The organism is Bacteroides sp. AF32-8BH (assembly GCF_003435205.1).
GTDB lineage: Bacteria > Bacteroidota > Bacteroidia > Bacteroidales > Bacteroidaceae > Bacteroides > Bacteroides ovatus.
In genome coordinates, this window is sequence record NZ_QVLZ01000012.1 from 131,232 (window position 1) to 155,854 (window position 24,623).

Annotated in this window: 18 protein-coding genes; 7 read left to right on the plus strand and 11 right to left on the minus strand. The window is 41.6% G+C overall.

Going from position 1 to position 24,623, the window contains the following annotated elements; all coding sequences use genetic code 11:
- Nucleotides 1–5 precede the first annotated feature (5 nt).
- The 4 genes from DWZ47_RS10810 to DWZ47_RS10825 all read right to left on the minus strand — a co-directional run bounded on the left by DWZ47_RS10810 (nucleotide 6) and on the right by DWZ47_RS10825 (nucleotide 5,469).
- Nucleotides 6–839: a polysaccharide biosynthesis/export family protein gene (locus tag DWZ47_RS10810; RefSeq protein ID WP_117513127.1), complete on the minus strand. Its 834-nt coding sequence runs from the start codon at nucleotides 837–839 to the stop codon at nucleotides 6–8.
- Between the two features lie 16 nt (nucleotides 840–855).
- Nucleotides 856–2,784, minus strand: coding sequence for a polysaccharide biosynthesis protein (locus DWZ47_RS10815; RefSeq protein ID WP_117513130.1), 1,929 nt, complete (start codon nucleotides 2,782–2,784; stop codon nucleotides 856–858).
- A 326-nt stretch (nucleotides 2,785–3,110) separates the two neighbouring features.
- The gene (locus DWZ47_RS10820) at nucleotides 3,111–3,701 is read right to left on the minus strand and encodes a UpxY family transcription antiterminator (protein ID WP_004299971.1); all 591 of its coding nucleotides are present in this window, start codon (nucleotides 3,699–3,701) and stop codon (nucleotides 3,111–3,113) included.
- A 259-nt stretch (nucleotides 3,702–3,960) separates the two neighbouring features.
- Nucleotides 3,961–5,469, minus strand: coding sequence for a DUF3078 domain-containing protein (locus DWZ47_RS10825; RefSeq protein ID WP_117513132.1), 1,509 nt, complete (start codon nucleotides 5,467–5,469; stop codon nucleotides 3,961–3,963).
- Between the two features lie 189 nt (nucleotides 5,470–5,658).
- Here DWZ47_RS10825 and DWZ47_RS10830 point away from each other — a divergent pair, with 189 nt between their 5' ends.
- The 4 genes from DWZ47_RS10830 (at nucleotide 5,659) to DWZ47_RS10845 (ending at nucleotide 12,763) form a co-directional block, all read left to right on the plus strand.
- Nucleotides 5,659–7,284, plus strand: a complete 1,626-nt coding sequence (locus DWZ47_RS10830) for a CTP synthase (protein WP_004299973.1) — start codon at nucleotides 5,659–5,661, stop codon at nucleotides 7,282–7,284.
- Between the two features lie 58 nt (nucleotides 7,285–7,342).
- A complete protein-coding gene (gene yidC / locus DWZ47_RS10835) occupies nucleotides 7,343–9,196 on the plus strand; it encodes a membrane protein insertase YidC (RefSeq protein ID WP_008643796.1) in 1,854 nt (617 codons plus the stop codon).
- An 84-nt stretch (nucleotides 9,197–9,280) separates the two neighbouring features.
- The gene (gene bexA / locus DWZ47_RS10840; protein ID WP_004309255.1) at nucleotides 9,281–10,612 is read left to right on the plus strand and encodes a multidrug efflux MATE transporter BexA; all 1,332 of its coding nucleotides are present in this window, start codon (nucleotides 9,281–9,283) and stop codon (nucleotides 10,610–10,612) included.
- A gap of 48 nt (nucleotides 10,613–10,660) precedes the next feature.
- Complete coding sequence (locus DWZ47_RS10845) at nucleotides 10,661–12,763, plus strand: alpha/beta hydrolase family protein (RefSeq protein ID WP_117513134.1); 2,103 nt, start codon at nucleotides 10,661–10,663, stop codon at nucleotides 12,761–12,763.
- 133 nt (nucleotides 12,764–12,896) lie between these two features.
- On the opposite strand, the gene DWZ47_RS10850 is transcribed toward DWZ47_RS10845, so the two are convergent.
- The 4 genes from DWZ47_RS10850 to DWZ47_RS10865 all read right to left on the minus strand — a co-directional run bounded on the left by DWZ47_RS10850 (nucleotide 12,897) and on the right by DWZ47_RS10865 (nucleotide 16,161).
- Nucleotides 12,897–13,403 (minus strand): flavin reductase family protein, encoded by a 507-nt coding sequence (locus DWZ47_RS10850; RefSeq protein WP_117513136.1) that lies wholly within the window; start codon nucleotides 13,401–13,403, stop codon nucleotides 12,897–12,899.
- 159 nt (nucleotides 13,404–13,562) lie between these two features.
- On the minus strand, nucleotides 13,563–14,561 hold the full coding sequence (locus tag DWZ47_RS10855) for an MBL fold metallo-hydrolase (protein WP_004309258.1): 999 nt from the start codon (nucleotides 14,559–14,561) through the stop codon (nucleotides 13,563–13,565).
- A 154-nt stretch (nucleotides 14,562–14,715) separates the two neighbouring features.
- Nucleotides 14,716–15,813, minus strand: a complete 1,098-nt coding sequence (locus DWZ47_RS10860) for a PspC domain-containing protein (RefSeq protein WP_004299979.1) — start codon at nucleotides 15,811–15,813, stop codon at nucleotides 14,716–14,718.
- A 21-nt stretch (nucleotides 15,814–15,834) separates the two neighbouring features.
- The gene (locus tag DWZ47_RS10865; protein ID WP_004299980.1) at nucleotides 15,835–16,161 is read right to left on the minus strand and encodes a PadR family transcriptional regulator; all 327 of its coding nucleotides are present in this window, start codon (nucleotides 16,159–16,161) and stop codon (nucleotides 15,835–15,837) included.
- Between the two features lie 164 nt (nucleotides 16,162–16,325).
- Here DWZ47_RS10865 and DWZ47_RS10870 point away from each other — a divergent pair, with 164 nt between their 5' ends.
- Nucleotides 16,326–16,823, plus strand: coding sequence for a GNAT family N-acetyltransferase (locus tag DWZ47_RS10870; RefSeq protein WP_004299981.1), 498 nt, complete (start codon nucleotides 16,326–16,328; stop codon nucleotides 16,821–16,823).
- Nucleotides 16,824–16,899: 76 nt separating this feature from the next.
- Here the strand turns inward: DWZ47_RS10870 and DWZ47_RS10875 are convergent, their stop codons facing one another.
- From DWZ47_RS10875 to uvrA, 3 genes are all read right to left on the minus strand, one after another.
- Nucleotides 16,900–18,414, minus strand: a complete 1,515-nt coding sequence (locus DWZ47_RS10875; RefSeq protein WP_004299982.1) for a peptide MFS transporter — start codon at nucleotides 18,412–18,414, stop codon at nucleotides 16,900–16,902.
- A 98-nt stretch (nucleotides 18,415–18,512) separates the two neighbouring features.
- Nucleotides 18,513–18,992 carry a Cys-tRNA(Pro) deacylase gene (ybaK, locus tag DWZ47_RS10880; RefSeq protein WP_004309260.1) on the minus strand — a complete coding sequence of 160 codons (480 nt, stop codon included), beginning with the start codon at nucleotides 18,990–18,992 and terminating at the stop codon, nucleotides 18,513–18,515.
- 104 nt (nucleotides 18,993–19,096) lie between these two features.
- On the minus strand, nucleotides 19,097–21,922 hold the full coding sequence (gene uvrA / locus DWZ47_RS10885; RefSeq protein ID WP_004303626.1) for an excinuclease ABC subunit UvrA: 2,826 nt from the start codon (nucleotides 21,920–21,922) through the stop codon (nucleotides 19,097–19,099).
- A gap of 158 nt (nucleotides 21,923–22,080) precedes the next feature.
- Between uvrA and DWZ47_RS10890 the strand changes: the two genes are divergently transcribed.
- Nucleotides 22,081–23,847: a LysM peptidoglycan-binding domain-containing protein gene (locus DWZ47_RS10890; protein WP_004317903.1), complete on the plus strand. Its 1,767-nt coding sequence runs from the start codon at nucleotides 22,081–22,083 to the stop codon at nucleotides 23,845–23,847.
- A 7-nt stretch (nucleotides 23,848–23,854) separates the two neighbouring features.
- Nucleotides 23,855–24,589 carry a porin family protein gene (locus DWZ47_RS10895; protein WP_004299987.1) on the plus strand — a complete coding sequence of 245 codons (735 nt, stop codon included), beginning with the start codon at nucleotides 23,855–23,857 and terminating at the stop codon, nucleotides 24,587–24,589.
- Nucleotides 24,590–24,623 lie beyond the last annotated feature (34 nt).

A 24,623-nucleotide genomic window follows, 5' to 3' on the forward strand; every position in this document is an offset into this window, starting at 1 on the left:
TAATACTATTTGAAAATTGTTACTAATAAACTTGCCAATGACACCAAGATAGAGGTAGCTGAGAACCAAAGGCTTGTACTGTTACCGATATCAGAGTTACGCGCTTTCGCCTTGTTCGGAGTCACATAAACAATATCATTCTGCTGCAACCAATAATAAGGGGAAAGAATGGTTTCCGCATTGTTCAGATCCAATGTTATAATCTGCTGTTTGCCGTCAGCGCCTTCACGAATTAGTTTTACATTATCACGAAGCCCCCAGACAGTCATATCACCCGCCATGGCCAAGGCCTCCAACAGATTCACCTTCTCATTATTGATGGTAAAGGTACCGGGACGTGCAACCTCACCCAATACGGAAATTTTGTAATTGACCATGCGGACGGTTACTATCGGAGTCTCCTTGATATAAGGTTTCAACTTTTCTATAATTAATTGTTCTGCCTCTTTCTTTGTCAAACCGCCCACTTTTAATTCGCCTAATACCGGAAAATTGATCTTTCCTTCATTATCCACCAGATAGGGTTGTAGGACAGGCTGAGCTGTCAACTGTGTATTCCCGGTAGCCACACTGCCAGGACTCGCAACAGTCAAATTGAATGGGACAGCCAACTCGGGACTGGTACATGATACCACGATAGTAAGCAAGTCTTTAGGCATTATTTTGGCGTCATACAAATTTTCCTGTTGAGCTGTCTGTTCCACAACTTCCACATCCTGCAAGTAAGGCACCTTTTTGTATGACTGACAAGACGCAAGTAGAAATATCGTAATCAGGCAGGTAAACACATTACGTCCCATGCCTTGTACATTCATATACATGTAAAATGGTTTATTCATAAAATCTTCTAGTTTATTATTCTTTATCTAAAACTTCAAATCGCGGAGAATTTTTTGATTTGAACTCCGGAACTATTTTCTTCATCAACCGCACAGTATCCATGATCTTTACCGCACGCGACAACTTCTCAAACTCTGCATAAGTATCAAGAATATCAGCATATTCATACCGACGAACTTTAGCTATCATGATTTTCTTATTCTCTGTCGGAATCGTATTTTCTTTATCGCTCAACACCTCTTCATACAATTTTTCACCCGGACGTAATCCCGTGAATTCTATTTTGATATCTTCACCCGGACGATAGCCAGCCAATTCAATCATACGAGTCGCTAAATCAACGATCTTGACAGCTTTTCCCATCTCAAAAACAAAGATCTCATTGCCCTCACCCATTGTGGCGGCCTCCATTACCAAACGGCAAGCTTCGGGAATGGTCATGAAGAAACGAATAATATCAGGGTGAGTAACAGTCACCGGCCCACCATTCTCTATCTGTTCTTTAAAACGAGGAATGACAGAACCGTTACTACCCAATACATTACCAAAGCGGGTGGTGATAAATTTGGTATGACCTTTCACTTTTCCTTCACGGATAGCACATCCCAGACTTTGAACATAGATTTCAGCTAAACGCTTGGAACAGCCCATTACATTAGTAGGATTTACAGCTTTATCCGTAGACACCATAATCATCTTTTCAGCACCATATTCCACAGCCATATCAGCCACCTGACGAGAACCGGTCACATTGACAAGTACAGCTTCACAAGGATTTTCTTCCATCAAAGGCACATGTTTATAAGCAGCAGCATGAAAAACAATTTGAGGATGATACAATTCGAATACCATACGAACGCGTTCCTTCACACGCACATCACCAATCACCGGAACAAAATCTATATTCGGATATTTTTTCTCAAACTCAAGACGGACATTATGCAAAGGTGTTTCTGCAGAGTCGAACATGATAAGTTTCTGAATTCCCATCTGCACTAATTGACGGCAAAGTTCACTGCCAATACTGCCTGCCGCACCAGTCACCAACACCACTTTTCCCCTGAATTCTTCTGCAACCTGACGAAGGTTGATATTAATTTCGGCACGACCCAACAAATCCTCAATCTTAATAGGACGTACCCACTGATGAAAGTTTCCGTCAGAGTCCGCTTCACTGATAGTAGGAGCTATCAATGTTTTAAGTTCATTGTTTTTACAATATTCCAAAAGTCGTTTTTCTTCCAGGCGGGTATCTTCATAACGGGCAAACAGAATCCCCTTAATTCCGCGCTTCCGCATGATATAATCAACATCCGATTCATTTTCAAAGTAATAAACGGGAAGATCTGCCAATCGGCGTCGGCTGTTATTTTTACCATATACATAAAAACCGGCTACTTTATAATGTGCACTATCCCTAAGACGTAACTTCAAGGCTACACTCTCTTCATTAGTACCATAAATAAGAATACGTGTGTTCTTTTTATTCACCCAATCCAATAAAAAATCATAGACGATTATCAATGATACACGGAAGGTCGTCAAGATCACTAAAGTCAATAAACCATCAAATAGAAGATAGGATATTTTATAATTATATGGCAATTGGGTCTCATATATAACTCCAAAAGAAATAATGACCAAACAGGCAATTTTAAATAAAACGGCACACATGATACGCCAAAGTTCACGTGCCTGTGAGAAACGAATTGTATTACGATAAGTATGGAATAATAAAGAGCCCGCAACACTTGCCACCAAAGAAACGCAAGCAAATTTACAGAGCATCCAGTCGGTCATTGGAACATGCGCCATATAATGAATTACCGCATAAGCGACCAACGAACATAATACAGAAATTGCCGTGTCAATACCTAAAATAACCCAATAACTGAAATAATTTTTGCGGACATATTGCACTATGTCCTTCAATGTTTTTTCCATTATAGTATAAATGAATAAAATAATATTTCGAAATTTGATTTATCTGATTGAGTATGATCAGCACAAGGACTATGACTACGATTTCCATGTTGGTGTAGCCCAACAGAGAATCCCTTCATCTTTCGATACGGACATACATTTCTACACTATATCTTTTGTAAAGATATAATTCATAATACTTTATGGATTTTTATTTTTGAGAGAGGTCATCGATAAATATATCCACTGTTTGGTTACCGATGTCAGATAGACTGCCTGCTATTTTACAGACTTTCATTACATTTTTGCAGTAAAATCCCCATACCCCTATAAAATAGATTGATTACTCAATCACGTAAATCCCCATTTTCAGATACCGGCTCTACACACCCAGCCGGTATATCTACACATGCACACCCTAACATTGTCAATCGAACAGCAACTTTCGATTTCCCATTCACATGTACTAATTCCCCTTCCAATCCTGCCAATGGTCCCTTGATTACCCGTATTTTCTCTCCCGGAGCCAATGGCGATGTACTCATGCTAATCGTCTCATCCGAGTAGTCGAGCATAAACTTAAATCGCAACATTTGTTGATCAGGAATAACAGCCGGAGTACTCTCCCCACGTAATACCATGTAACGGCTGATAGAAGATAAAGTCAGGACTTCTTTTTGTTCTTGCAGATCAACGTGAACGAAAATCATCATCGGAAGCAGTACCCGGTCGACAATTTTACGGCGGTCGCTCCATTGATGGACTTCTTGTTGAATTGGAAGGAAATTTTCGATCCCCATTTTCGTAAGCCGCTCACCCGTTTTTTTCTCGTGACAAATACGTACGATTGCCACCAACCAACGTTTTGAGCGCGCTACGCTGCTGCCAATCACATCTGTTGGCAGAAGATTTCGATCGTCATTTTTCTTAATGATCATGTATTTTTACCCCTCATTTTTCCATACCCCTTAGGCAATGGATTGAATTCGGTGACAAAGATAGATAAAATTATAAATAGTAAACAAGAAAAAACGCATTCTTTTTTTACATACAAATAGAAATATACAGTTAAGACTATCTTGGACGTGAAAAATCCGCTATCACATTGGTTCTATTCTACCACCCATATTTTATACAACATCCCTAAACAAATCAGGCGCGGAATTTCCGCGCCTGATTTCTATTCTTTCGATTTACTTACCACTTATAATTGATACCGAAGCTAAGCAATTCTTTCAACTGGAAGAAGCTGTCTCCTTCAGTCGGTTTCGAGCTATCGTCAAAACGGGTATGTATATAGAGCTTGGTAGAAAGATAACGGTTCAAAACGAAGTTGAATGTATTTTCCCATTCTACACGTGCCCAATGATAGTTGGTCAGATAATTGAGACGAGACTCTAAAGTTACTGCAGAGATGATGGTCCAGTTCAATGTGGATTGCAACTGGGAACCAAAGTCGTTTTTAGAGCATTTTCCTTTGTCTAAGCCAAACTTTGTTTCGTCTACTTCAGAATTACCGATATAACGCAAGTTATAAGTCAACGGCGCCATAAACACAGAAAGATTAAATTTCTTCTTACTCAATTTATAATCCATACCGACACTGACCGCCAAATCTGCCGGAGACATGAAAGATGAAACCAATTCTTCGCTGTTAGCTTTATATCCATTGAAAAACTGTGTCTTAAACTCGGACGAAATGGTATAATACCAATTCTTGAAAGCTCTCAAACCTAATTTATTATACAAACGAAATTGGTCTGTATTGAACAGATATTTATGGTATTCATCTGACGGAGTGGAAGTCATACCTACTTTAGCTTCCAGCTGGTTCTCAAACAGCACCTTTTCATTGTCATTATAGTTGGCAAAAATCTGAAAAGTGGCTAATCCGGAGAAGTTACTTTCACCTCCCTTATACCAGTTATCCGAAAGGTGGTTCTGGCTAATCTGCAACGATCCGTTACCTCCGGTCACCCACCAGTTCGGCCGACTAATCTTCATATTGGCTTTTCCTACATTATCATCCATATTTTCCGGTTGGAACAGATGGATAACTGTTGCTTTCGGAGATATCTTTGGCTTCACATCATGACGGAATACATCACGACTCATAATACGGTCTTCTGTAGTGACAACTAAGTTCGGATGTTCCAAATAAAGATCCATCAATGCACTATTCACTATTTTTTCGACACGCTGGGTCTTAGTAAATGCCAGGGTATCATAAGGCAGAAGTTCCGCTGTCAGTTGAGGAGTGGTGTCCCATTGCATAGGCTTCCATTCCAATTTCGAATATTGTGCCATCGGAGCATAATAATATGCCAATGGTGTGAACAGGCGGAAATAATCGGGATCAGACGGAATATAACGTGGCGGCACAGACAGGTCGTTCAAATAATCTAATTGCGCGACATACTTATTATATAAATAAGAAACGGTATCCAGTTTCGGAGTCGGCCCCGACATATTCAGTTTGAGCATCAAATATTTCTGAAGCTCCGCCGAAAGCGTATCTGCTTTCACGACTCTGGCTTTTGCCACAACTGTTGAAGATTTAACCGTTTTGGCAGGTTTAATCACTTCAGGAGCAGGCTGCAGAGAGTCAGTCGGAAGTGGAGAGGGATCGACAGATTCCTGTGCAAGAAGCGATAACGATAAGATTGACAGAATAAACGCTGAACATAAAGTAGTAATTCTCATCATATTTGTCTATGGTTTAGGGTGCAAAGCTACATTATTTTGTTCAGAAATCATAGGATTCTTTTAAAATTGCATTTTTTAATAAAATTGTGGAGACGAAAGACTGTAATCTTCCTCTTTTTTTTATAATTTTGCGGTTTTTAAGTTCGTAAGAATACTACTAAGTAAACAATTATTAAAACAGTTATAGCTGTGGGAGAAACAAAGTATATTTTCGTCACCGGTGGTGTTGCCTCTTCTTTAGGAAAAGGGATCATCTCATCATCCATCGGTAAGTTGCTGCAAGCAAGAGGTTATAATGTAACCATCCAGAAGTTTGACCCGTATATCAACATCGACCCGGGAACATTGAATCCTTATGAGCACGGAGAGTGCTATGTAACCGTAGACGGACACGAAGCCGACCTCGACTTGGGACACTATGAGCGATTCCTGGGTATACAAACGACAAAGGCGAACAACATTACTACGGGACGTATCTACAAGAGCGTCATTGACAAGGAACGTCGTGGAGATTATCTGGGTAAAACGATCCAGGTGATTCCCCACATCACAGACGAGATCAAACGGAATGTAAAACTGCTTGGTAATAAATACAAGTTTGATTTTGTGATTACTGAAATCGGTGGTACGGTAGGTGACATCGAATCACTCCCTTACCTCGAAAGTATCCGTCAGTTGAAATGGGAACTCGGTAAGAACGCTCTTTGCGTACACTTGACCTATGTTCCTTATCTTGCTGCTGCCGGAGAATTGAAAACAAAACCGACGCAACATTCTGTAAAGGAACTCCAAAGTGTGGGTATTCAGCCGGATGTACTGGTACTGCGTGCCGAGCATCCGCTAAGTGACGGATTGCGTAAGAAAGTGGCACAATTCTGTAATGTAGACGATAAAGCCGTTGTGCAGTCTATCGACGCGGAAACAATTTACGAAGTACCTATCCTGATGCAAGCGCAAGGGCTGGACAGCACTATCCTCGAAAAGATGGGACTGCCGGTAGGAGAAACTCCGGGACTCGGCCCATGGCGTAAATTCCTGGAACGTCGTCACGCTGCAGAGACTAAAGAACCGATCAATATTGCACTGGTTGGAAAATACGATTTGCAGGACGCTTACAAGTCTATCCGTGAAGCTTTATCGCAAGCGGGTACTTACAATGACCGCAAAGTGGAAGTTCATTTCGTAAACAGCGAGAAACTGACAGATGAGAATGTAGCTGAAGCTTTGAAAGGTATGGCGGGCGTAATGATTGGTCCGGGATTCGGTCAACGGGGTATCGACGGCAAGTTTGTCGCTATCAAATATACACGTACACATGACATTCCGACTTTCGGTATTTGTCTGGGTATGCAATGTATTGCTATTGAGTTTGCACGCAACGTACTAGGATACGCAGATGCCAACTCACGTGAAATGGATGAAAAGACTCCGCACAACGTGATTGATATCATGGAAGAGCAGAAAGCAATCACCAATATGGGTGGTACGATGCGTCTGGGTGCTTACGAATGTGTATTGCAGAAAGGTTCGAAAGCATATCAGGCTTACGGACAGGAACATATTCAGGAACGTCACCGCCATCGCTATGAGTTCAACAATGATTATAAAGACCGATATGAAGCTGCCGGCATGAAATGTGTAGGTATCAACCCGGAATCGGATCTGGTAGAAATCGTTGAGATCCCAACTTTGAAATGGTTTGTCGGTACACAGTTCCATCCGGAATATGGCAGTACGGTACTGAACCCTCATCCGTTGTTCGTTGCATTTGTGAAAGCTGCCATCGAAAACGAAAAAGCAACGGTGAACGGCTAACGATACGTGGTAAACAACCGGTAGTTTGTAATTTATATAATTTGTAATTAAAATAAGAATGGATAAAAACACCATCACAGGTCTCGTTCTGATAGGTATATTATTGGTAGGATTCAGTTTTTTGAGCCGTCCAAGCGAGGAACAGATAGCTGCGCAAAAGAAATACTACGATTCTATTGCCGTGGTACAGCAGCAGGAGGAAGCGTTGAAGGCTAAAACGGAAGCTGCACTGGCTAACAGTCAAAAAGAGGTGGCATCGGCTGCCGATTCTTCTGCTTTGTTTTTCAATGCCTTGCATGGAACCGACTCTAAAATCAGCATCCAGAATAATGTAGCGGAAATCACTTTCACAACCAAAGGCGGACGTGTCTATTCAGCCATGCTGAAAGATTATATGGCACAAGACAAAAAGACGCCGGTCATGTTGTTCGACGGTGACGATGCTTCGATGAACTTCAACTTTTACAACAAGGCAGGAGCCATCCAGACCAAAGATTATTTCTTTGAAGCTGTGAACAAGACGGACAGTAGTGTTACAATGCGCCTGGCTGCGGATAGCGCAAGCTATATCGATTTCATCTATACGCTGAAACCGGATAGCTACCTGATGAACTTTGAAATCAAAGCGACAGGCATGGAAGACAAGTTGGCTAGTACTAAGTATGTGGACATCGACTGGTCACAACGTGCCCGCCAACTGGAAAAAGGATTCACTTATGAGAATCGTCTGTCGGAACTGACTTATAAAGTAACAGGTGACAATGTAGACAACTTGTCTGCTGCCAAAGATGACAGTCAGGATTTGCCGGGACGCATTGATTGGGTAGCTTTCAAGAATCAGTTCTTCTCGTCTGTATTTATCGCTGAACAGGATTTCGACAAGGTTTCCGTTAAGTCAAAAATGGAACAACAGGGAAGCGGATATATCAAAGATTATTCTGCTGAAATGAATACTTTCTTTGATCCGTCAGGCAAAGAACCGACAGAGATGTACTTCTACTTCGGTCCGAACCACTTCAAGACGCTGAAAGCGCTGGATAAAGGACGTGACGAGAAATGGGAGCTTCACCGACTGGTTTACCTGGGTTGGCCGCTGATTCGCTGGATTAACCAGTTTATCACGATCAACGTATTCGACTGGTTGTCCGGCTGGGGATTGAGCATGGGTATCGTTCTGTTGATTCTGACTATTATGGTGAAAGTGCTGGTTTATCCGGCTACCTGGAAAACGTACATGTCTTCTGCCAAGATGCGTGTATTGAAACCGAAAATTGATGAAATCAACAAGAAATATCCCAAGCAGGAAGATGCAATGAAGAAACAGCAGGAGGTGATGAGCCTTTACAGCCAATACGGGGTAAGCCCGATGGGTGGCTGTCTGCCGATGTTATTGCAGTTCCCTATCCTGATGGCTTTGTTTATGTTCGTGCCGAGTGCTATCGAACTGCGTCAACAGAGTTTCTTGTGGGCGGACGACCTTTCTACTTATGACGCTATCATCACATTCCCGTTCCATATCCCGTTCCTTGGCAATCACCTTAGCTTGTTCTGCTTGCTGATGACGTTGACAAACATCTTGAACACAAAGTACACAATGTCTATGCAGGATACCGGAGCGCAGCCACAAATGGCGGCTATGAAATGGATGATGTATCTGATGCCGATTATGTTCTTGTTCGTCTTGAACGATTATCCGTCAGGTTTGAACTATTACTACTTCGTGTCAACGCTGATTAGTGTGGGTACTATGATTCTGCTTCGTAGAACGACTGACGAAACTAAATTGTTGGCTATTCTTGAAGCGAAAAAGAAAGACCCGAAACAAATGAAAAAGACCGGATTTGCTGCTCGCCTGGAGGCGATGCAAAAGCAACAAGAGCAATTGCAGCAGCAAAGACAGAATAAAAAATAAGGAGTAATTCCTGAATCATATTCTAAGAAAGCCGGACATCCTATTTTGGTTGCCCGGCTTTCTTTCTCTAAAAAATAAAATAAGATGAAAACTAAATATTCTTATAAACAAATCTGGACAATCTCCTACCCTATCCTAATCAGTCTGATTATGGAACAGATGATTGGTATGACGGACACTGCTTTTCTGGGACGTGTCGGAGAAATCGAATTAGGTGCTTCCGCCATTGCAGGTGTATATTACCTTGCCATTTTCATGATGGCATTCGGTTTCAGCATCGGTGCCCAGATATTAATTGCGCGTCGCAATGGAGAAGGAAACTACAAGGAAATCGGACCCATTTTTTATCAGGGCATATATTTCCTGCTTGCCATGGCAGTGATTTTATTCACGTTCTCCATCGTATTCTCACCATATATCCTCAAGAATATCATTTCGTCTCCTCACATTTACGATGCAGCCGAGAGTTATATTCACTGGCGTGTGTACGGGTTCTTCTTCTCTTTTATCATGGTCATGTTCCGCGCCTTCTTTGTAGGTACGACACAAACCAAGACGCTGACTTTGAACTCTATTGTGATGGTACTTTCGAATGTGGTATTCAATTATATCCTGATTTTCGGTAAATTCGGTTTCCCGCAATTGGGAATTGCCGGTGCTGCTATCGGCTCTTCGCTGGCTGAAATGGTATCGGTGATTTTCTTTATCATCTATACCTGGAAGCGGATTGACTGCAGGAAGTATGCATTGAATATACTGCCTAAGTTCCAAGGGAAAACACTGAAACGAATACTGAATGTTTCTGTGTGGACAATGATTCAGAACTTTGTTTCTTTGTCTACCTGGTTTATGTTCTTTCTATTTGTGGAACATTTGGGAGAGCGCTCTTTGGCAATCGCGAACATTATCCGAAACGTATCGGGAATCCCGTTTATGATTGCAATGGCATTTGCATCCACCTGTGGTTCATTGGTCAGCAATCTGATCGGTGCAGGTGAACAGGATTGTGTACGGGGTACTATCAGGCAGCACATTCGCATTGGATATATATTTGTATTGCCAATTCTGATATTCTTCTGTCTATTTCCGGATCTGATCCTACGTATTTATACAGATATGCCGGATTTGAGAGCAGCATCCGTGCCTTCACTATGGGTATTGTGTTCTGCCTATCTGGTGCTGGTGCCTGCCAATGTTTATTTCCAATCGGTATCAGGTACAGGGAATACGCGGACTGCACTGGCTATGGAACTTTGTGTATTGGCTATCTACGTCACATACTCTGCATATTTCATCATGTATCTGCGGATGGACGTCGCATTTGCCTGGACAACGGAATGCGTATATGGTATTTTCACGCTGATGTTCTGCTACTGGTATATGAAGAAAGGAAACTGGCAGAAAAAGAAGATTTAAATCCTTTTTTCACTATCTTCGCAAGAAAATAAACATTTTATAAAATATATGAGACAAGCTAATTTAATTATGATGTCGGCAGCAATGTTGTTAGCTGCCTGCGGAGGAACCAAAGACGCAGGCAAGACAGATCAGGTGCTTATCGAGAAATCGGATATTAAGATCGAAGGGAAGCGCATGACTCCCGAAGCACTTTGGGCTATGGGACGTATCGGCGGATTCGCCGTATCGCCCGACGGAAAGAAAATTGCGTATACGGTAGCGTATTACAGCGTACCGGAAAACAAAAGTAACCGCGAAGTTTTCGTAATGAACGCAGATGGAAGCGAAAATCAACAAATCACTCATACCCCGTATCAGGAAAATGAGGTGACTTGGATTAAGGGAGGCACCAAACTGGCATTCTTAAGTAATGACAACGGAAGCAGCCAGCTTTATGAAATGAATCCGGATGGTAGCGGGCGCAAGCAGCTGACCAACTACGACGGAGATATTGAAGGATATTCCATCTCACCGGATGGCAAAAAACTGCTGTTTATTTCACAAGTAAAGACGAAAGAAAGCACTGCTGATAAGTATCCGGACCTGCCGAAAGCTACCGGTATCATCGTTACCGACCTGATGTACAAACATTGGGATGAATGGGTGACAACCGCTCCGCATCCTTTTGTTGCCGACTTTGATGGTAACGGCATTTCCAATATTGTGGATATTCTGAACGACGAACCGTATGAAAGTCCGATGAAGCCTTGGGGTGGCATTGAGCAACTTGCCTGGAATATGACTTCGGACAAAGTGGCTTACACTTGCCGTAAAAAGACAGGACTGGAATATGCGATTTCTACCAACTCTGATATTTATATCTATGACTTGAATACTAAGAAAACAGAAAATATTACTGAAGAGAACAAAGGATATGATACCAACCCGCAATACTCACCGGACGGCAAGTATATTGCCTGGCAGAGCATGGAACGTGACGGATACGAAGCGGATTTGAACCGTCTGTTCATCATGAACCTGGAAACTGGCGAGAAGCGTTTTGTGAGTAAGACATTCGAATCGAATGTGGATGCTTTTGTCTGGGGAGCAGATGCTAAAGTGATCTATTTCACAGGTGTATGGCATGGAGAATCACAAATTTATGCGCTTGACCTGGCAAATGATTCGGTAAAGGCTATTACTTCAGGAATGTATGATTACGAAGGGGTAGCTCTTTTCGGAGATAAGCTGATTGCGAAACGTCATTCAATGAGTATGGGGGATGAGATTTACTCTGTGGCACTGGATGGTTCTACCACTCAACTGACACAGGAGAACAAACAAATCTATGACCAGTTGGAAATGGGTAAAGTGGAAGGTCGCTGGATGAAAACAACAGATGGTAAACAGATGTTGACATGGGTGATTTATCCTCCACAGTTTGATCCGAACAAGAAATATCCGACTTTACTGTTCTGCGAAGGAGGTCCGCAGAGTCCGGTAAGCCAGTTCTGGTCTTATCGCTGGAACTTCCAGATTATGGCAGCTAATGATTATATCATCGTTGCTCCGAACCGTCGCGGTTTGCCGGGATTCGGTGTGGAATGGAACGAACAGATTAGCGGCGATTACGGTGGCCAGTGTATGAAGGATTACTTCACTGCTATCGATGAAATGGCAAAAGAGCCGTATGTGGACAAAGATCGTCTGGGATGCGTAGGTGCCAGCTTCGGAGGATTCTCCGTATATTGGTTGGCCGGACATCACGACAAACGGTTCAAAGCGTTCATTGCTCATGATGGTATCTTCAACATGGAAATGCAATATCTGGAAACTGAAGAAAAATGGTTTGCCAACTGGGATATGGGAGGCGCATACTGGGAAAAACAGAATCCGGTGGCACAGCGTACGTTTGCCAACTCTCCTCACCTATTCGTAGAGAAATGGGATACTCCTATTCTCTGTATCCATGGAGAAAAAGACTACCGTATCCTGGCTAATCAGGCTATGGCTGCTTTTGATGCTGCCGTGATGCGTGGTGTTCCTGCAGAGCTGCTAATTTATCCGGATGAAAACCACTGGGTATTGAAGCCACAGAATGGGGTTCTATGGCAACGCACATTCTTTGAATGGTTGGACAAATGGGTGAAAAAAGCTCCGTCTAAATAAAATTTTACGTTAATTACATAGTAGAATAAACATAATAAACTAAAAGAAGCCCCTGTTCTCAATCTTTTGAGTTCAGGGGCTTCTCCATTGCATTCATCAAAATCGGCTAAAATTATAAAAAAGTTCGCTAAATTTACTCCGAATAAATATTTTCAATTTCTACAATATACATCTTATGGAAACCTCCATGAGCACCACCGTACCACTTCTCTATTGATTCTTTATCCAGAAAACATTCCGGTTTGATAGTGTCAGCATAAAGTTTCTTACATTCCAGACTCAAACGTGCCTGCTCGAACAGGACATTTCCTTTTTCTGTAAATACAGGTTTCAATCCGGTTTCTTTTACTTTATCCATATTACGTCCCGACTTGGAACCACAAACAGCGTGAATTTTCTTATTTTCTTCTCCTAAGAAAGAAAGTGTCAGGTAATCGTTCTTCTCTACAAACTCGTATGTATACCGTTCGGGACGGATAAAAACGAAAGCAACCGGTTTATTCCACAACCAGCCGATGCCACCCCAACTTGCTGTCATCGTGTTAAACTTCTCTTTTGTTCCGGCTGTAACCAGCATCCACTCTTTTCCAATCGCTTCGAAAAAGTTTTCTTTCAAATCTTTTACTTCTAATTTCTTCATCTCTTTATTCGTAAATATGTATTCATAATTAGTTTATATAATAATTTAGGCACGGATTACACAGATTAACACGGTTACTTTGCAACAATAACAACACTAAAAACCGTGAAATCCGTACCTAGAAAAATAACGATTAATTCATGGCAGGTACTTATCTAATTATTTCTGTTTATTCAATTTCACAATCTCTCCCAAATAGGGAATCTTCACCGGAATCTTCCGTTTCTTAGCCTCTGTTGCGAAGACTTTCGGGGGATCATGCAAAGGCTCGTCAGACAAATCGAATGTGCCATAATGCATGGGAATGGTAAGACCAGCATGCATTTCCTCGGCGGCAGTCAATGATTCGTAAGGCGATATATGATTGGGACGCATAAACCAGCGAGGTTTGTATGCCCCGATGCCTAACAAAGCATAATCCGGTGCTCCGAACAGATCGGGAATCTCACGGAAGTGACTGGAATAACCTGTATCACCGCTATAATAAAGAGAAATTCCATTTCCTTGCAGCATGAAAGCTCCCCACAGTCGCTGGCCACCATCACGTACGGAACGTTTGCTCCAGTGTTGTGCCGGTAGAAAAGTAATCTTCAATCCCTCATCTTCCATTTGTTGATACCATCCGGCTTCAATCACTTTCATTTCGGGAAACCATCCCTGAATCAGCTCACCGGTTCCCAAGCCGCAAAAGAGTTTCATTTGCGGGTTATTCTTCAGTAAACGGGCTATACTCTGTTTATCCAAATGATCGAAATGGTCATGGCTGACAAGTAGATAATCAATCCCCGTAAATATGTCAGGATTAGCGGGAAACTCGCTCTGTCTCTTCACAAAAGGAATACTGCCGAACACAGGATCGAACATGATTCGTTTACCTGCTAACTGGAGAAAGAAAGAATTATGTCCGAGCCATATCAGGGAATCTCCCACCACTGCATCCAATGAACGGAGATAACAAACTTTTGGATCCCATTTCACCGTTTTCTTCTCTTTGCGTTGGGGATTGGGCGAAAGACGCCATTTCAGTACACTCCCCATCCCCGGACGGAAGCGATGCTGCCGATTAAAAAAACGCCCGCGCACCATCGGATTTCCTCTCCAATAAGGGTTGACTGTCGCTAAACGTTCGTTTCTCCTAAAACATATATGTTCACCCATTTTTATTTCCTGAATACGTATTTACAAACTTACTAAAAATTTCTCGATTTACGATGAATTAGAGTAAACAAAAAATGTACCCCGGACACACTATCGGGGTACATTTACTTATAAAGGAATAAATATTATCCTTTTTTAATAGAATGAGACTTCGTTAAGAGCAGTGCAAGCCATACAAAGGCAGTTGCCAGCCAAGAGCTGAAAGATTAATAATCATTATGACTGCACCCAATATCCATAGAATCAATAGCGACCATTTCAAACCCGTTCCCATCGGTGACCAATGGAATAATTGCCGCAAGATAGTATACAAGAAAGCTCCTAACGGAATGCCGATGAGGGCAACTCCGGCAATCGTACCTAGCAGTGTCATCATTGGAGATACGGAAGCAACCGGCATCCAGTCGATAGCAGGCAGCATCTCGTAAAGCAGTGCTCCTCCGCTAACTGCCACGGCAATTGCTGCAAACACCAGTGCTACCAGTACAACGGCCAGTACGAACAAGACAGGACAGCAGAGAATGACAAGAGCTACCAGAAATATTTTAAAGAGAACAGCAGCAATGGAAACAAATACATCGCCTATCTTTTGAAGAAAGGTACGAGGTTTGCCGGAGTTCATATAGTTGTTAACTCCGTCCGCTACACGTTCGAAACCGTCTGTCACTGTTTTGCCAATATTCTCAATGGTCACTGCTTCTCCACGCATACTCAATTTTTCCGCGGCAGTACGGGCTTCCGGAATAACGATCCATCCGATAATATAAAGTATAATCATCGGGCAATAAGGTACAAATACAAGGATAATCATCAATATACGCACTAATGTGATGTCCCAACCGAAGTAAGCTGCCAATCCTGCCGCTACGCCTCCCAACAATTTATTATCCGGATCACGAAACCAGCGGCGTTGAGCAGCGGTTTGCGTACTGCCTTGATTAGCGGACGATGTTTGTTCCGTTCTTTTCTGTGAGTCCATATCCTCATCAGCAATTCCAAAGTCTTCCGGTTTGCCGACACGAGCGATAATTTCTTCTACATCCGAAACTGTGATGACCTGTTTTCCTTCAGTTACTTTCTCTGCAAACAGTTCGGCAATACGCATCTCAATATCGTTTACGATCTCTTCCGCACCCTCCTGTTTACGAAAGTAATGCTTCAAATTAGACAGATAATTATCTAACAGTCGGTAGGCATCGTCATCTATATGATAGACAATTCCTCCTAAATTTATGGTCAATGTCTTTTTCATTTTTATTTCTTCTTTTTCGGATTATCTATTGGCTATATGATTCACTGTATCGTTAAGTTCTTTCCAGGAAATTTCCAGCTCTCCCAAAAAGACTTCTCCTTGTTCAGTGAGTTTATAGTATTTGCGGGGAGGTCCCTGGGTAGATTCTACCCACTCATAACTTAACAGGTCATCATTTTTCAGACGGGTAAGCAATGGATACAAGGTGCCTTCCACTACAATCAGTTGGGCTTCTTTCAATTTCTGAATAATATCAGAAGCATAAGCGGGCTCCTTGTGCAACAAAAGCATGATACAATATTCAAGCATGCCTTTCCTCATCTGTGATTTTACATTGTCTACTTTCATTATTCACTTCTTTTAGATGCACAAATATATGCATTACTTTAGTACCTTGCATTGCAAAGTACTATAAATTAATAATAATTAAAACATTAGAGACTCTCCACCTTATTATAAAAAGAAATAATGGCTATATTTGTGCCCGTTAAACCAAGAAATAGAAAATACGTATGTTTACAATTCGAAAAGCAACGGTAGCCGATTGCGAGCTTATTCATAAGATGGCAAAGGAGGTATTCCCCGCCACCTACAAGGAAATTTTATCTCCCGAACAACTGGATTATATGATGGACTGGATGTATGCACCTTCCAATGTGCGCAAACAAATGGAGGAAGAGGGACATGTGTACTCCATTGCTTATAAAGAGAATGAACCATGCGGATACGTTTCCATTCAACAACAGGAAAAGGATGTATTCCATCTTCAGAAGATATATGTCCTCCCCCGTTTTCAGGGCACGCATTGCGGCAGTTTTTTATTCAAGGAAGCAATCAAGTGTATCAAAGAAATACACCCGGAACCTTGTTTGATGGAGCTCAACGTAAATCGTAATAATAAGGCTTTGCAGTTTTACGAGCACATGGGAATGAGAAAGTTGCGGGAAGGTGATTTCCCGATTGGTAACGGGTATTATATGAATGATTATATTATGGGACTGGATATTTGATATACAAACAAAATGCCCCGGAACATTTATGATACTTGTTCCGGGGCATTTTGTTTATTTAGTTAATGGCAAGATTTTATTTCGCTACACGTTCCAGCCATTTTAACATGAAAATCATTGTAAACATTGAAATCGTACAAGCTACAACAAACACAGTCCATGTCATCCAAATAGGAATTGATTCGTACAGGATAGCACCAATCACTAGCAACTGATTACCCAGTGCTGTTGCTCCCAGCCATCCTCCTTGCATAATACCTTGATATTTAGGAGGAGCAACCTTAGATACAAATGAAATTCCCAATGGAGAGATATACAGTTCAGCTACTGTTAAGATCAGATAGGTCAGCATCAATAAAAATGGAGTAACTTTCACTGGTGAAGTTCCAACAGCTACAATATCCTCATGCAACGGCAAATTAGCAAAATAAGATCCGACTGCCATTACAATAAATGCCAATGCAGCAATTCCCATACCGATGGCAATCTTTTTAGGAGTCGAAGGCTCTTTACCACGTCTACGCTGACTTGCAAAAATAGCCATAATCACCGGAGTCAGGAACACTACAAAAAATGGATTTAACGATTGGAAGAGCTCTGCTGAAATAGGCATACCAAACAGATTCAAGTCAGTATATTCTTTCGCAAAATAAGTCAAAGTCAGACCATTTTGATGGAATGAAAACCAAAAGAAAATAACAACACCAAATACAGCAAACAGAGCATACATACGTTGTTTTACTTCCTGTGCACTCATTTCTACAACTGTAGAAGATGCTGAAGAAGCAACGGTCTTTTTGCTGGGATCCGGGAAGTTTTTCTTATTCAACCAATAAATGGTTAAAGAAATAGCCATAGCAATAATAGCTACCCCGAATGCGTAATGGAATCCAGTAGTAAAGACATTCAAATAATCTGAAGCGAAAGCCGTATAGTCTTGTACAGGAGCAGTAGAAGCTTTGGTAACTAAGGTATGATAAGTTTCAGTAGCTTCAGGCGACAAAGTACCTGCTAATTGACCATGGCACAAAGCAGGAAGATCAGCATCATAATTATAACCGAAAGTAGATAACCACCAGTTACGCACGCCTACAGCTGCAAACGGAGCAAAAATAGCACCGATATTAATAAACATATAAAATAAAGAGAAACCGGAGTCACGCATGTTGGCATATTGAGGATTATCGTACATCTGTCCTACCAATGCCTGCAAATTTCCTTTAAATAATCCGTTTCCAAATGCAATAACAAACAAACTAGCACAAGTAATAACCAGATAGAGCATCTTGTTATCTACCGGAGTCTTAGATGGAATAGCCAATAATAAATAACCAACTGCCATTAACACAATTCCTGTGAAAATAGTTCCTTTGTAGTTCCTCGTCTTATCGGCAATAATACCTCCGACCAACGCCAAAATGTAAATAGAAAAATAAAAAGTTGAGTAAATAAATCCTGCTTCTTTTCCATTCATTCCAAACTTGGCTTGCAAGAAAAGCACAAGGATAGCCATCATAGTATAAAAGCCAAAACGCTCACCTAGATTGGCTAAAGCGGCTGCTATCAGTCCTTTAGGGTGTTTGTTAAACATAGAATATAAATTATTAAATTAATGATTTAATGGTCGATACCACATATATTTTGCAAATATATACTTTTTCTCGAGTTTTTGCACAATGATTTGTTAAACTACTCCTCAAATAAACGACAAATTTCCGCCCTGGATTCACGAATCAAATCTTCCGGAGCTATTTTTATCTGAAGTCCCCGTACACCGGCACTTACATAAATATACGGAAATTGCTGGCTGGTTTCATGAATATAAGTAGGAAAATGCTTTTTCATACCGATCGGCGAACAACCTCCCCGGATATATCCGGTAAGTGGCAGAAGTTCTTTTACGGGAATCAACTCGCACTTCTTGTTACCCGAGGCTTTAGCTGCCAGTTTCAAATCAACTTCATGTTCTCCCGGAATGACACAGACAAAATATCCGCTTTTATCGCCGTGCAGAACAAGCGTTTTAAAGACCTGCTCGATGTTCTCTCCTAAACTTGCTGCCACATGAACAGCACTCAAGTCGTTTTCATCTACTTCGTAGGGAATTAATTCATAGGCTATCTTAGCCTTATCTAACAGCCGTGCGGCATTTGTTTTATTGATTTTCATTTTCGTTGTATTTATAAGTTCTGTATCTGATAAATAAAGAATATGATATGATAAGTGCCAACTCATCGAAGATTGTCCGATAAGTTGGCACTCTATGATTTAAATTAGAGACCCAGCTCTTCGCGAAGAAACTTAGGTGTATATCCTTTAGGGCTCTTCGCAACTTCTTCCGGTGTTCCGTAACTAAGGAGTTCTCCCCCGCCCTTACCACCTTCAGGGCCCATATCGATAATATAATCCGCCATTTTAATCACATCCAGATTGTGCTCGATGACGATAACAGTATTACCTTTATCTACAAGCTTATTCAATACTCCCATCAATACACGGATATCTTCAAAATGAAGTCCGGTAGTCGGTTCGTCAAGGATATAAAGAGTTTTGCCCGTATCTCTTTTTGATAGCTCCGTTGCCAGTTTCACACGCTGGCTTTCTCCGCCGGAAAGAGTGGTAGAAGATTGTCCCAGTTTTATATATCCGAGTCCGACATCCTGCAAGACTTTAATCTTATTCAAGATTTGCGGCACATTTTCAAAGAATTCCACAGCACGGTTGATCGTCATGTCAAGTACATCGGCAATTGATTTTCCCTTGAAACGTACTTCCAGTGTTTCCCGGTTATAACGTTTACCGTGACAAACCTCACAAGGCACATATACATCAGGAAGAAAATTCATTTCAATCGTCTTATAACCATTTCCCGTACATGCTTCACAACGCCCACCTGCAACATTAAAGGAGAAACGTCCCGGTTTATAACCGCGAATCTTAGCTTCCGGCAGACCCACAAACAGGTTACGGATATCAGAAAACACACCGGTATAAGTCGCAGGATTGGAGCGTGGCGTACGTCCCAAAGGTGATTGATCCACATCTACTACCTTATCTATATTTTCCAACCCTTCAATCGAATCGTATTCCAAAGGATCTTGTAAAGAACGATAGAATTTCTGTGAAAGAATCGGCTGCAAAGTTTCATTAATCAAGGTGGATTTTCCACTTCCTGATACACCAGTTACGCAAATCAGTTTACCCAACGGAAATTCAACATCTACATTCTTCAGGTTATTCCCCTTCGCTCCTTTCAGCCAGATAGATTTCCCATTTCCTTTTCTACGCTTGGCAGGGATTTCTATCTTCATCTTGCCATTCAGATATTGCGAAGTCATTGTATCTGTATTCAGCATCTCCTGCGGGGTTCCGGCGAAAACGACTTCGCCTCCGAGACGTCCAGCTTTCGGACCCATATCGATGACATAGTCGGCAGCTAACATCATATCCTTATCATGTTCCACTACAATCACGGAGTTCCCCATGTCGCGGAGTTCTTTCAACGAGTTGATAAGACGCAGATTATCACGCTGATGCAGACCGATACTCGGCTCGTCGAGAATATAAAGTACATTCACTAATTGCGAACCAATCTGTGTAGCCAAGCGGATACGCTGACTCTCACCACCGGAAAGACTAACAGAGCTACGATTCAATGCCAGATAATCCAGACCCACGTCCAGCAAGAACTTCAAACGTGTGCGAATCTCTTTCAGAATCTCCACCGATATTTTCTTCTGCTTATCGGACAGGAACTCATCCACCTTCATCAACCAGTCGTACAACTCGTTGATGTCCATATTCGCCAACTCATTGATATTCTTATCATGGATACGAAAATGCAAAGCTTCTTTATTCAAACGAGCCCCTTTACATTCGGGACAAACCGTTGTTTTGGCAAATTGTTCCGCCCATTTCTGTGCTGTTGCAGAAGCATCCTTTTCCTGCAACATCTGAATATACTTCACCACTCCTTCGTAAGTAACAAAGTAATCGGAGGAAGTACCGATCAGCGAACTCTTGATTTTAATCCGTTCGTCAGAACCGTACAATACTTCATCAATCGCATCGTCCGGCAACTCCTTTATCGGAGTTTTCAGTGTTGCGTCGTACTTCTCGAGCAAAGCACCGATTTGCCAGAAAATCATCGCATTCTTATATTTTCCCAGAGGTGCTATCGCTCCTTCATAAATGGAAAGTTCACGATCGGGAATCACTTTGTCCACATCAATCTGATTGACTACTCCCAATCCCTTACACTTCGGACATGCTCCTTGCGGTGAATTGAATGAGAAGTTATGCGGAGCCGGTTCACGATAAGACAATCCGGTGACGGGACACATGAGCCGCTTACTATAATGACGGATACTTTCAGATTGGGCATCCAGAATCATCATCAACCCATCTCCCTGGCGCATAGCGGTTGCCACACTCTGTTTCAAGCGCCGGTCATCTTTCTCCGCTACCACTAATTTATCAATAACCACTTCTACATCGTGATTTTTATAGCGGTCGAGTTTCATACCATGCGTGATTTCACGCACTTCTCCGTCCACCCGCACATACAGGTATCCTTTTTTACGTATTTGTTCGAAAAGTTCCCTGTAATGTCCCTTACGTGAACGAACTAGCGGAGCCAGCAGATATATTTTCTTTCCTTTATAATCTTTCAGAATCAAGTCCAGAATCTGCTCTTCGGTATATTTCACCATCTCCTCACCCGACAGATACGAATAAGCCACTCCCGCACGGGCATACAGCAAACGGAGATAATCATATATCTCCGTAGTCGTTCCTACGGTAGAACGGGGATTTTTATTCGTTGTTTTCTGTTCAATGGAGATAACCGGACTCAAACCTGTTATCTTATCGACATCCGGACGTTCCAGATTGCCCAAGAAGTTACGGGCATACGCTGAAAAAGTTTCGATATAACGACGCTGTCCTTCGGCAAAAATCGTATCGAAGGCTAAAGAAGATTTTCCACTACCGCTCAATCCGGTGATAACAGTCAAACTGTTACGGGGAATTTCGGCATCAATATCCTTTAAATTGTGCACGCGCGCACCGTACACATTAATATATTCTGTTTCCTGCATATTCATATCCTTCCATAAATGTTGCAAAATTAATGTTTCCGCCCGAAATATGCTCCTAAAAAAGCACAATATTATTTTCTTAACTCAAATCTTATGAAGATATAGGGCATTATTTGTACCTTTGTTCCTTGATTTCAAGAACCAATAGTTATAATTTGATGAAACCGATAAACCGTATATTCTTATTTTTGCTTTTTATAAGCGTTTCATATGCTATCAGTTATGCACAAGAAAACCAATCATATTTCTTGCATACCATCGAAAAAGGACAAAGTTTATACTCCATCTCCAAGATGTATAATGTCACTACATCAGACATTATACGTCTGAATCCGGGCTGTGACGAAAAGATCTATGCCGGACAGACAATCAAAATTCCTACGGGAAAAGAGAGTCAGAAGGGAGAAACATTCCATACGATTCAAGCCGGAGAAACACTATACAAACTGACAACCATGTATAATGTATCCGCCAAAGATATTTGTGAAGCAAACCCCGGTTTGAGTGCCGAAAATTTCCGCATCGGACAGGTCATCCTGATTCCGCAGAAAAAAGAAGAGCAAACTGCTACTGCAACTCAAACGCCTACCGAACAGACCACCATTCAAGGTCCTGTTGTGCCGAAATGCAAGGATATGCATAAGGTAAAACGCAAAGAGACTATTTTTAGCGTGAGCCGTGAATATGGAATCAGCGAGCAGGAGTTAATTGCAGCTAACCCGGAACTGAAAAAAGGCATGAAAAAGGGACAATTCCTTTGCATCCCTTACCCGGCAGCAACGACCGTGCAACCTACACAGAAGGAAGATCCTTACGCTATTCCTCCCAGCAATAGCGAGCTTTTCCGCAAAAGTAAAGAGACTCCCCAAAAGCTGTCTACCATTAAAGCAGCTTTATTGTTGCCTTTCCAGGAAGACAAACGCATGGTGGAATATTACGAAGGTTTCCTGATGGCAGTAGACAGTCTGAAGCGTACAGGTATTTCTCTTGATCTATATGTATATGATTGCGGAAAAGAGGTTTCTACATTAAATACGATTCTTGCCAAGAACGAGATGAAAAGTATGAATATCATCTTCGGTCCGATGCATCAGAATCAAATAAAGCCATTGTCCGACTTCGCAGAGAAGAACGACATACGCCTGGTGATTCCTTTCTCTCAAAAAGGAGAAGAGGTATTCAACAACCCAGCTGTTTATCAGATCAATACGCCTCAATCTTACTTATATTCAGAAGTTTACGAGCACTTCACCCGTCAATTTCCCAATGCAAACGTTATCTTCATAGAACCGGCGAGCGTTGATAAGGAGAAAGCGGAATTTATCAGCGGCTTGAAACAAGAGTTGAAAAGTAAAGGAATTCCAATGAGAACCGTCAGTGAAAGCGCAACGAAAGAAACGTTGAAAGCAGCGCTCCGCAGTGATAAAGAAAACATCTTTATTCCGACATCAGGCAACAACGTCTTACTAATTAAGATACTTCCTCAACTGACGCTGTTAGTCAGAGAGAATCCTGCAGAGAATATTCATCTGTTCGGCTATCCGGAATGGCAGACCTATACCAGAGATCATCTGGAAAACTTCTTTGAATTGGATGTATATTTCTATTCTTCATTCTATACGAATACGTTGTTCCCGGCAGCTGTGCAGTTTACCAATGCTTACCATAAATGGTATAGCAAAGATTTGGCAAGCAAATACCCTAATTACGCAATGCTGGGTTTTGACACCGGCTTCTTCTTCCTGAAAGGATTATCGCTTTATGGCTCGGAACTGGAAAACAATCTGCCTAAAATGAACCTGACTCCTATCCAGACCGGATTCAAATTCGAGCGTGTAAACAACTGGGGAGGATTTATTAATAAAAAGGTGTTCTTCATACGTTTCACTAAGAATTTTGAATTAGTAAAACTTGACTTCGAATAATACGAAAATGATAAAGATAAAACCATTTTTGATCGCAACACTCCTACTTACAGGATTTGCCCTTCCTGCTGTCGCTCAAATCGGAGAAGCACGAAACAATTTATCGGTAGGTATCAATGGAGGTGTCAATTTAAACAGTGCTTCTTTTACTCCCACCATCAAGCAAAATAGCCTGATGGGAATTACCGGAGGTTTGACAGCACGTTATATATCCGAGAAGTATTTTGCCATGATTTGTGGCGCACAGGTCGAGTTGAATGTCTCGCAACGAGGCTGGGACCAATTATTTGAAACAATATCACTGGACGCCAACGGATATGAAGTCACTTCGAAGGACCCTACTAAAACTTACACCCGCAAAATGACTTATATAGATATTCCTTTCCTCGCTCACCTCGCTTTCGGACGAGACAGAGGATTGCAATTCTTTGTCCATGCAGGTCCTCAAATCAGCTTTCTAATCAGTGAATCGGAAACAATAAAAGGTATTGATATGAATAGCTTATCTGATACACAGAAAGCCCTGTACGGAGTTAAGATTCAAAATAAATTTGACTATGGTATTGCCGGTGGTGGTGGTGTAGAACTTAGAACAAAGAAAGCTGGTAGCTTCATCGTTGAAGGCCGTTATTACTTTGCCCTGTCTGATTTCTACAGCACTACTAAGAAAGATTATTTCGCCCGTGCAGCGCATGGAACCATTACCATAAAGCTCACATATTTATTTGATTTGAAGAAATAACCCCTCTTTCAAGGAGGAAGAGATTAAAACCTCT

Excerpts from the sequence above, each read along its gene's own strand:
- DWZ47_RS10810 (WP_117513127.1), bottom strand. The coding sequence starts at position 839 with ATGAATAAACCATTTTACATGTATATGAATGTACAAGGCATGGGACGT.
- DWZ47_RS10815 (WP_117513130.1), bottom strand. The coding sequence starts at position 2,784 with ATGGAAAAAACATTGAAGGACATAGTGCAATATGTCCGCAAAAATTAT.
- DWZ47_RS10820 (WP_004299971.1), bottom strand. The coding sequence starts at position 3,701 with ATGATCATTAAGAAAAATGACGATCGAAATCTTCTGCCAACAGATGTG.
- DWZ47_RS10825 (WP_117513132.1), bottom strand. The coding sequence starts at position 5,469 with ATGATGAGAATTACTACTTTATGTTCAGCGTTTATTCTGTCAATCTTA.
- yidC (WP_008643796.1), top strand. The coding sequence starts at position 7,343 with ATGGATAAAAACACCATCACAGGTCTCGTTCTGATAGGTATATTATTG.
- bexA (WP_004309255.1), top strand. The coding sequence starts at position 9,281 with ATGAAAACTAAATATTCTTATAAACAAATCTGGACAATCTCCTACCCT.
- DWZ47_RS10845 (WP_117513134.1), top strand. The coding sequence starts at position 10,661 with ATGAGACAAGCTAATTTAATTATGATGTCGGCAGCAATGTTGTTAGCT.
- DWZ47_RS10850 (WP_117513136.1), bottom strand. The coding sequence starts at position 13,403 with ATGAAGAAATTAGAAGTAAAAGATTTGAAAGAAAACTTTTTCGAAGCG.
- DWZ47_RS10855 (WP_004309258.1), bottom strand. The coding sequence starts at position 14,561 with ATGGGTGAACATATATGTTTTAGGAGAAACGAACGTTTAGCGACAGTC.
- DWZ47_RS10860 (WP_004299979.1), bottom strand. The coding sequence starts at position 15,813 with ATGAAAAAGACATTGACCATAAATTTAGGAGGAATTGTCTATCATATA.
- DWZ47_RS10865 (WP_004299980.1), bottom strand. The coding sequence starts at position 16,161 with ATGAAAGTAGACAATGTAAAATCACAGATGAGGAAAGGCATGCTTGAA.
- DWZ47_RS10870 (WP_004299981.1), top strand. The coding sequence starts at position 16,326 with ATGTTTACAATTCGAAAAGCAACGGTAGCCGATTGCGAGCTTATTCAT.
- DWZ47_RS10875 (WP_004299982.1), bottom strand. The coding sequence starts at position 18,414 with ATGTTTAACAAACACCCTAAAGGACTGATAGCAGCCGCTTTAGCCAAT.
- ybaK (WP_004309260.1), bottom strand. The coding sequence starts at position 18,992 with ATGAAAATCAATAAAACAAATGCCGCACGGCTGTTAGATAAGGCTAAG.
- uvrA (WP_004303626.1), bottom strand. The coding sequence starts at position 21,922 with ATGCAGGAAACAGAATATATTAATGTGTACGGTGCGCGCGTGCACAAT.
- DWZ47_RS10890 (WP_004317903.1), top strand. The coding sequence starts at position 22,081 with ATGAAACCGATAAACCGTATATTCTTATTTTTGCTTTTTATAAGCGTT.
- DWZ47_RS10895 (WP_004299987.1), top strand. The coding sequence starts at position 23,855 with ATGATAAAGATAAAACCATTTTTGATCGCAACACTCCTACTTACAGGA.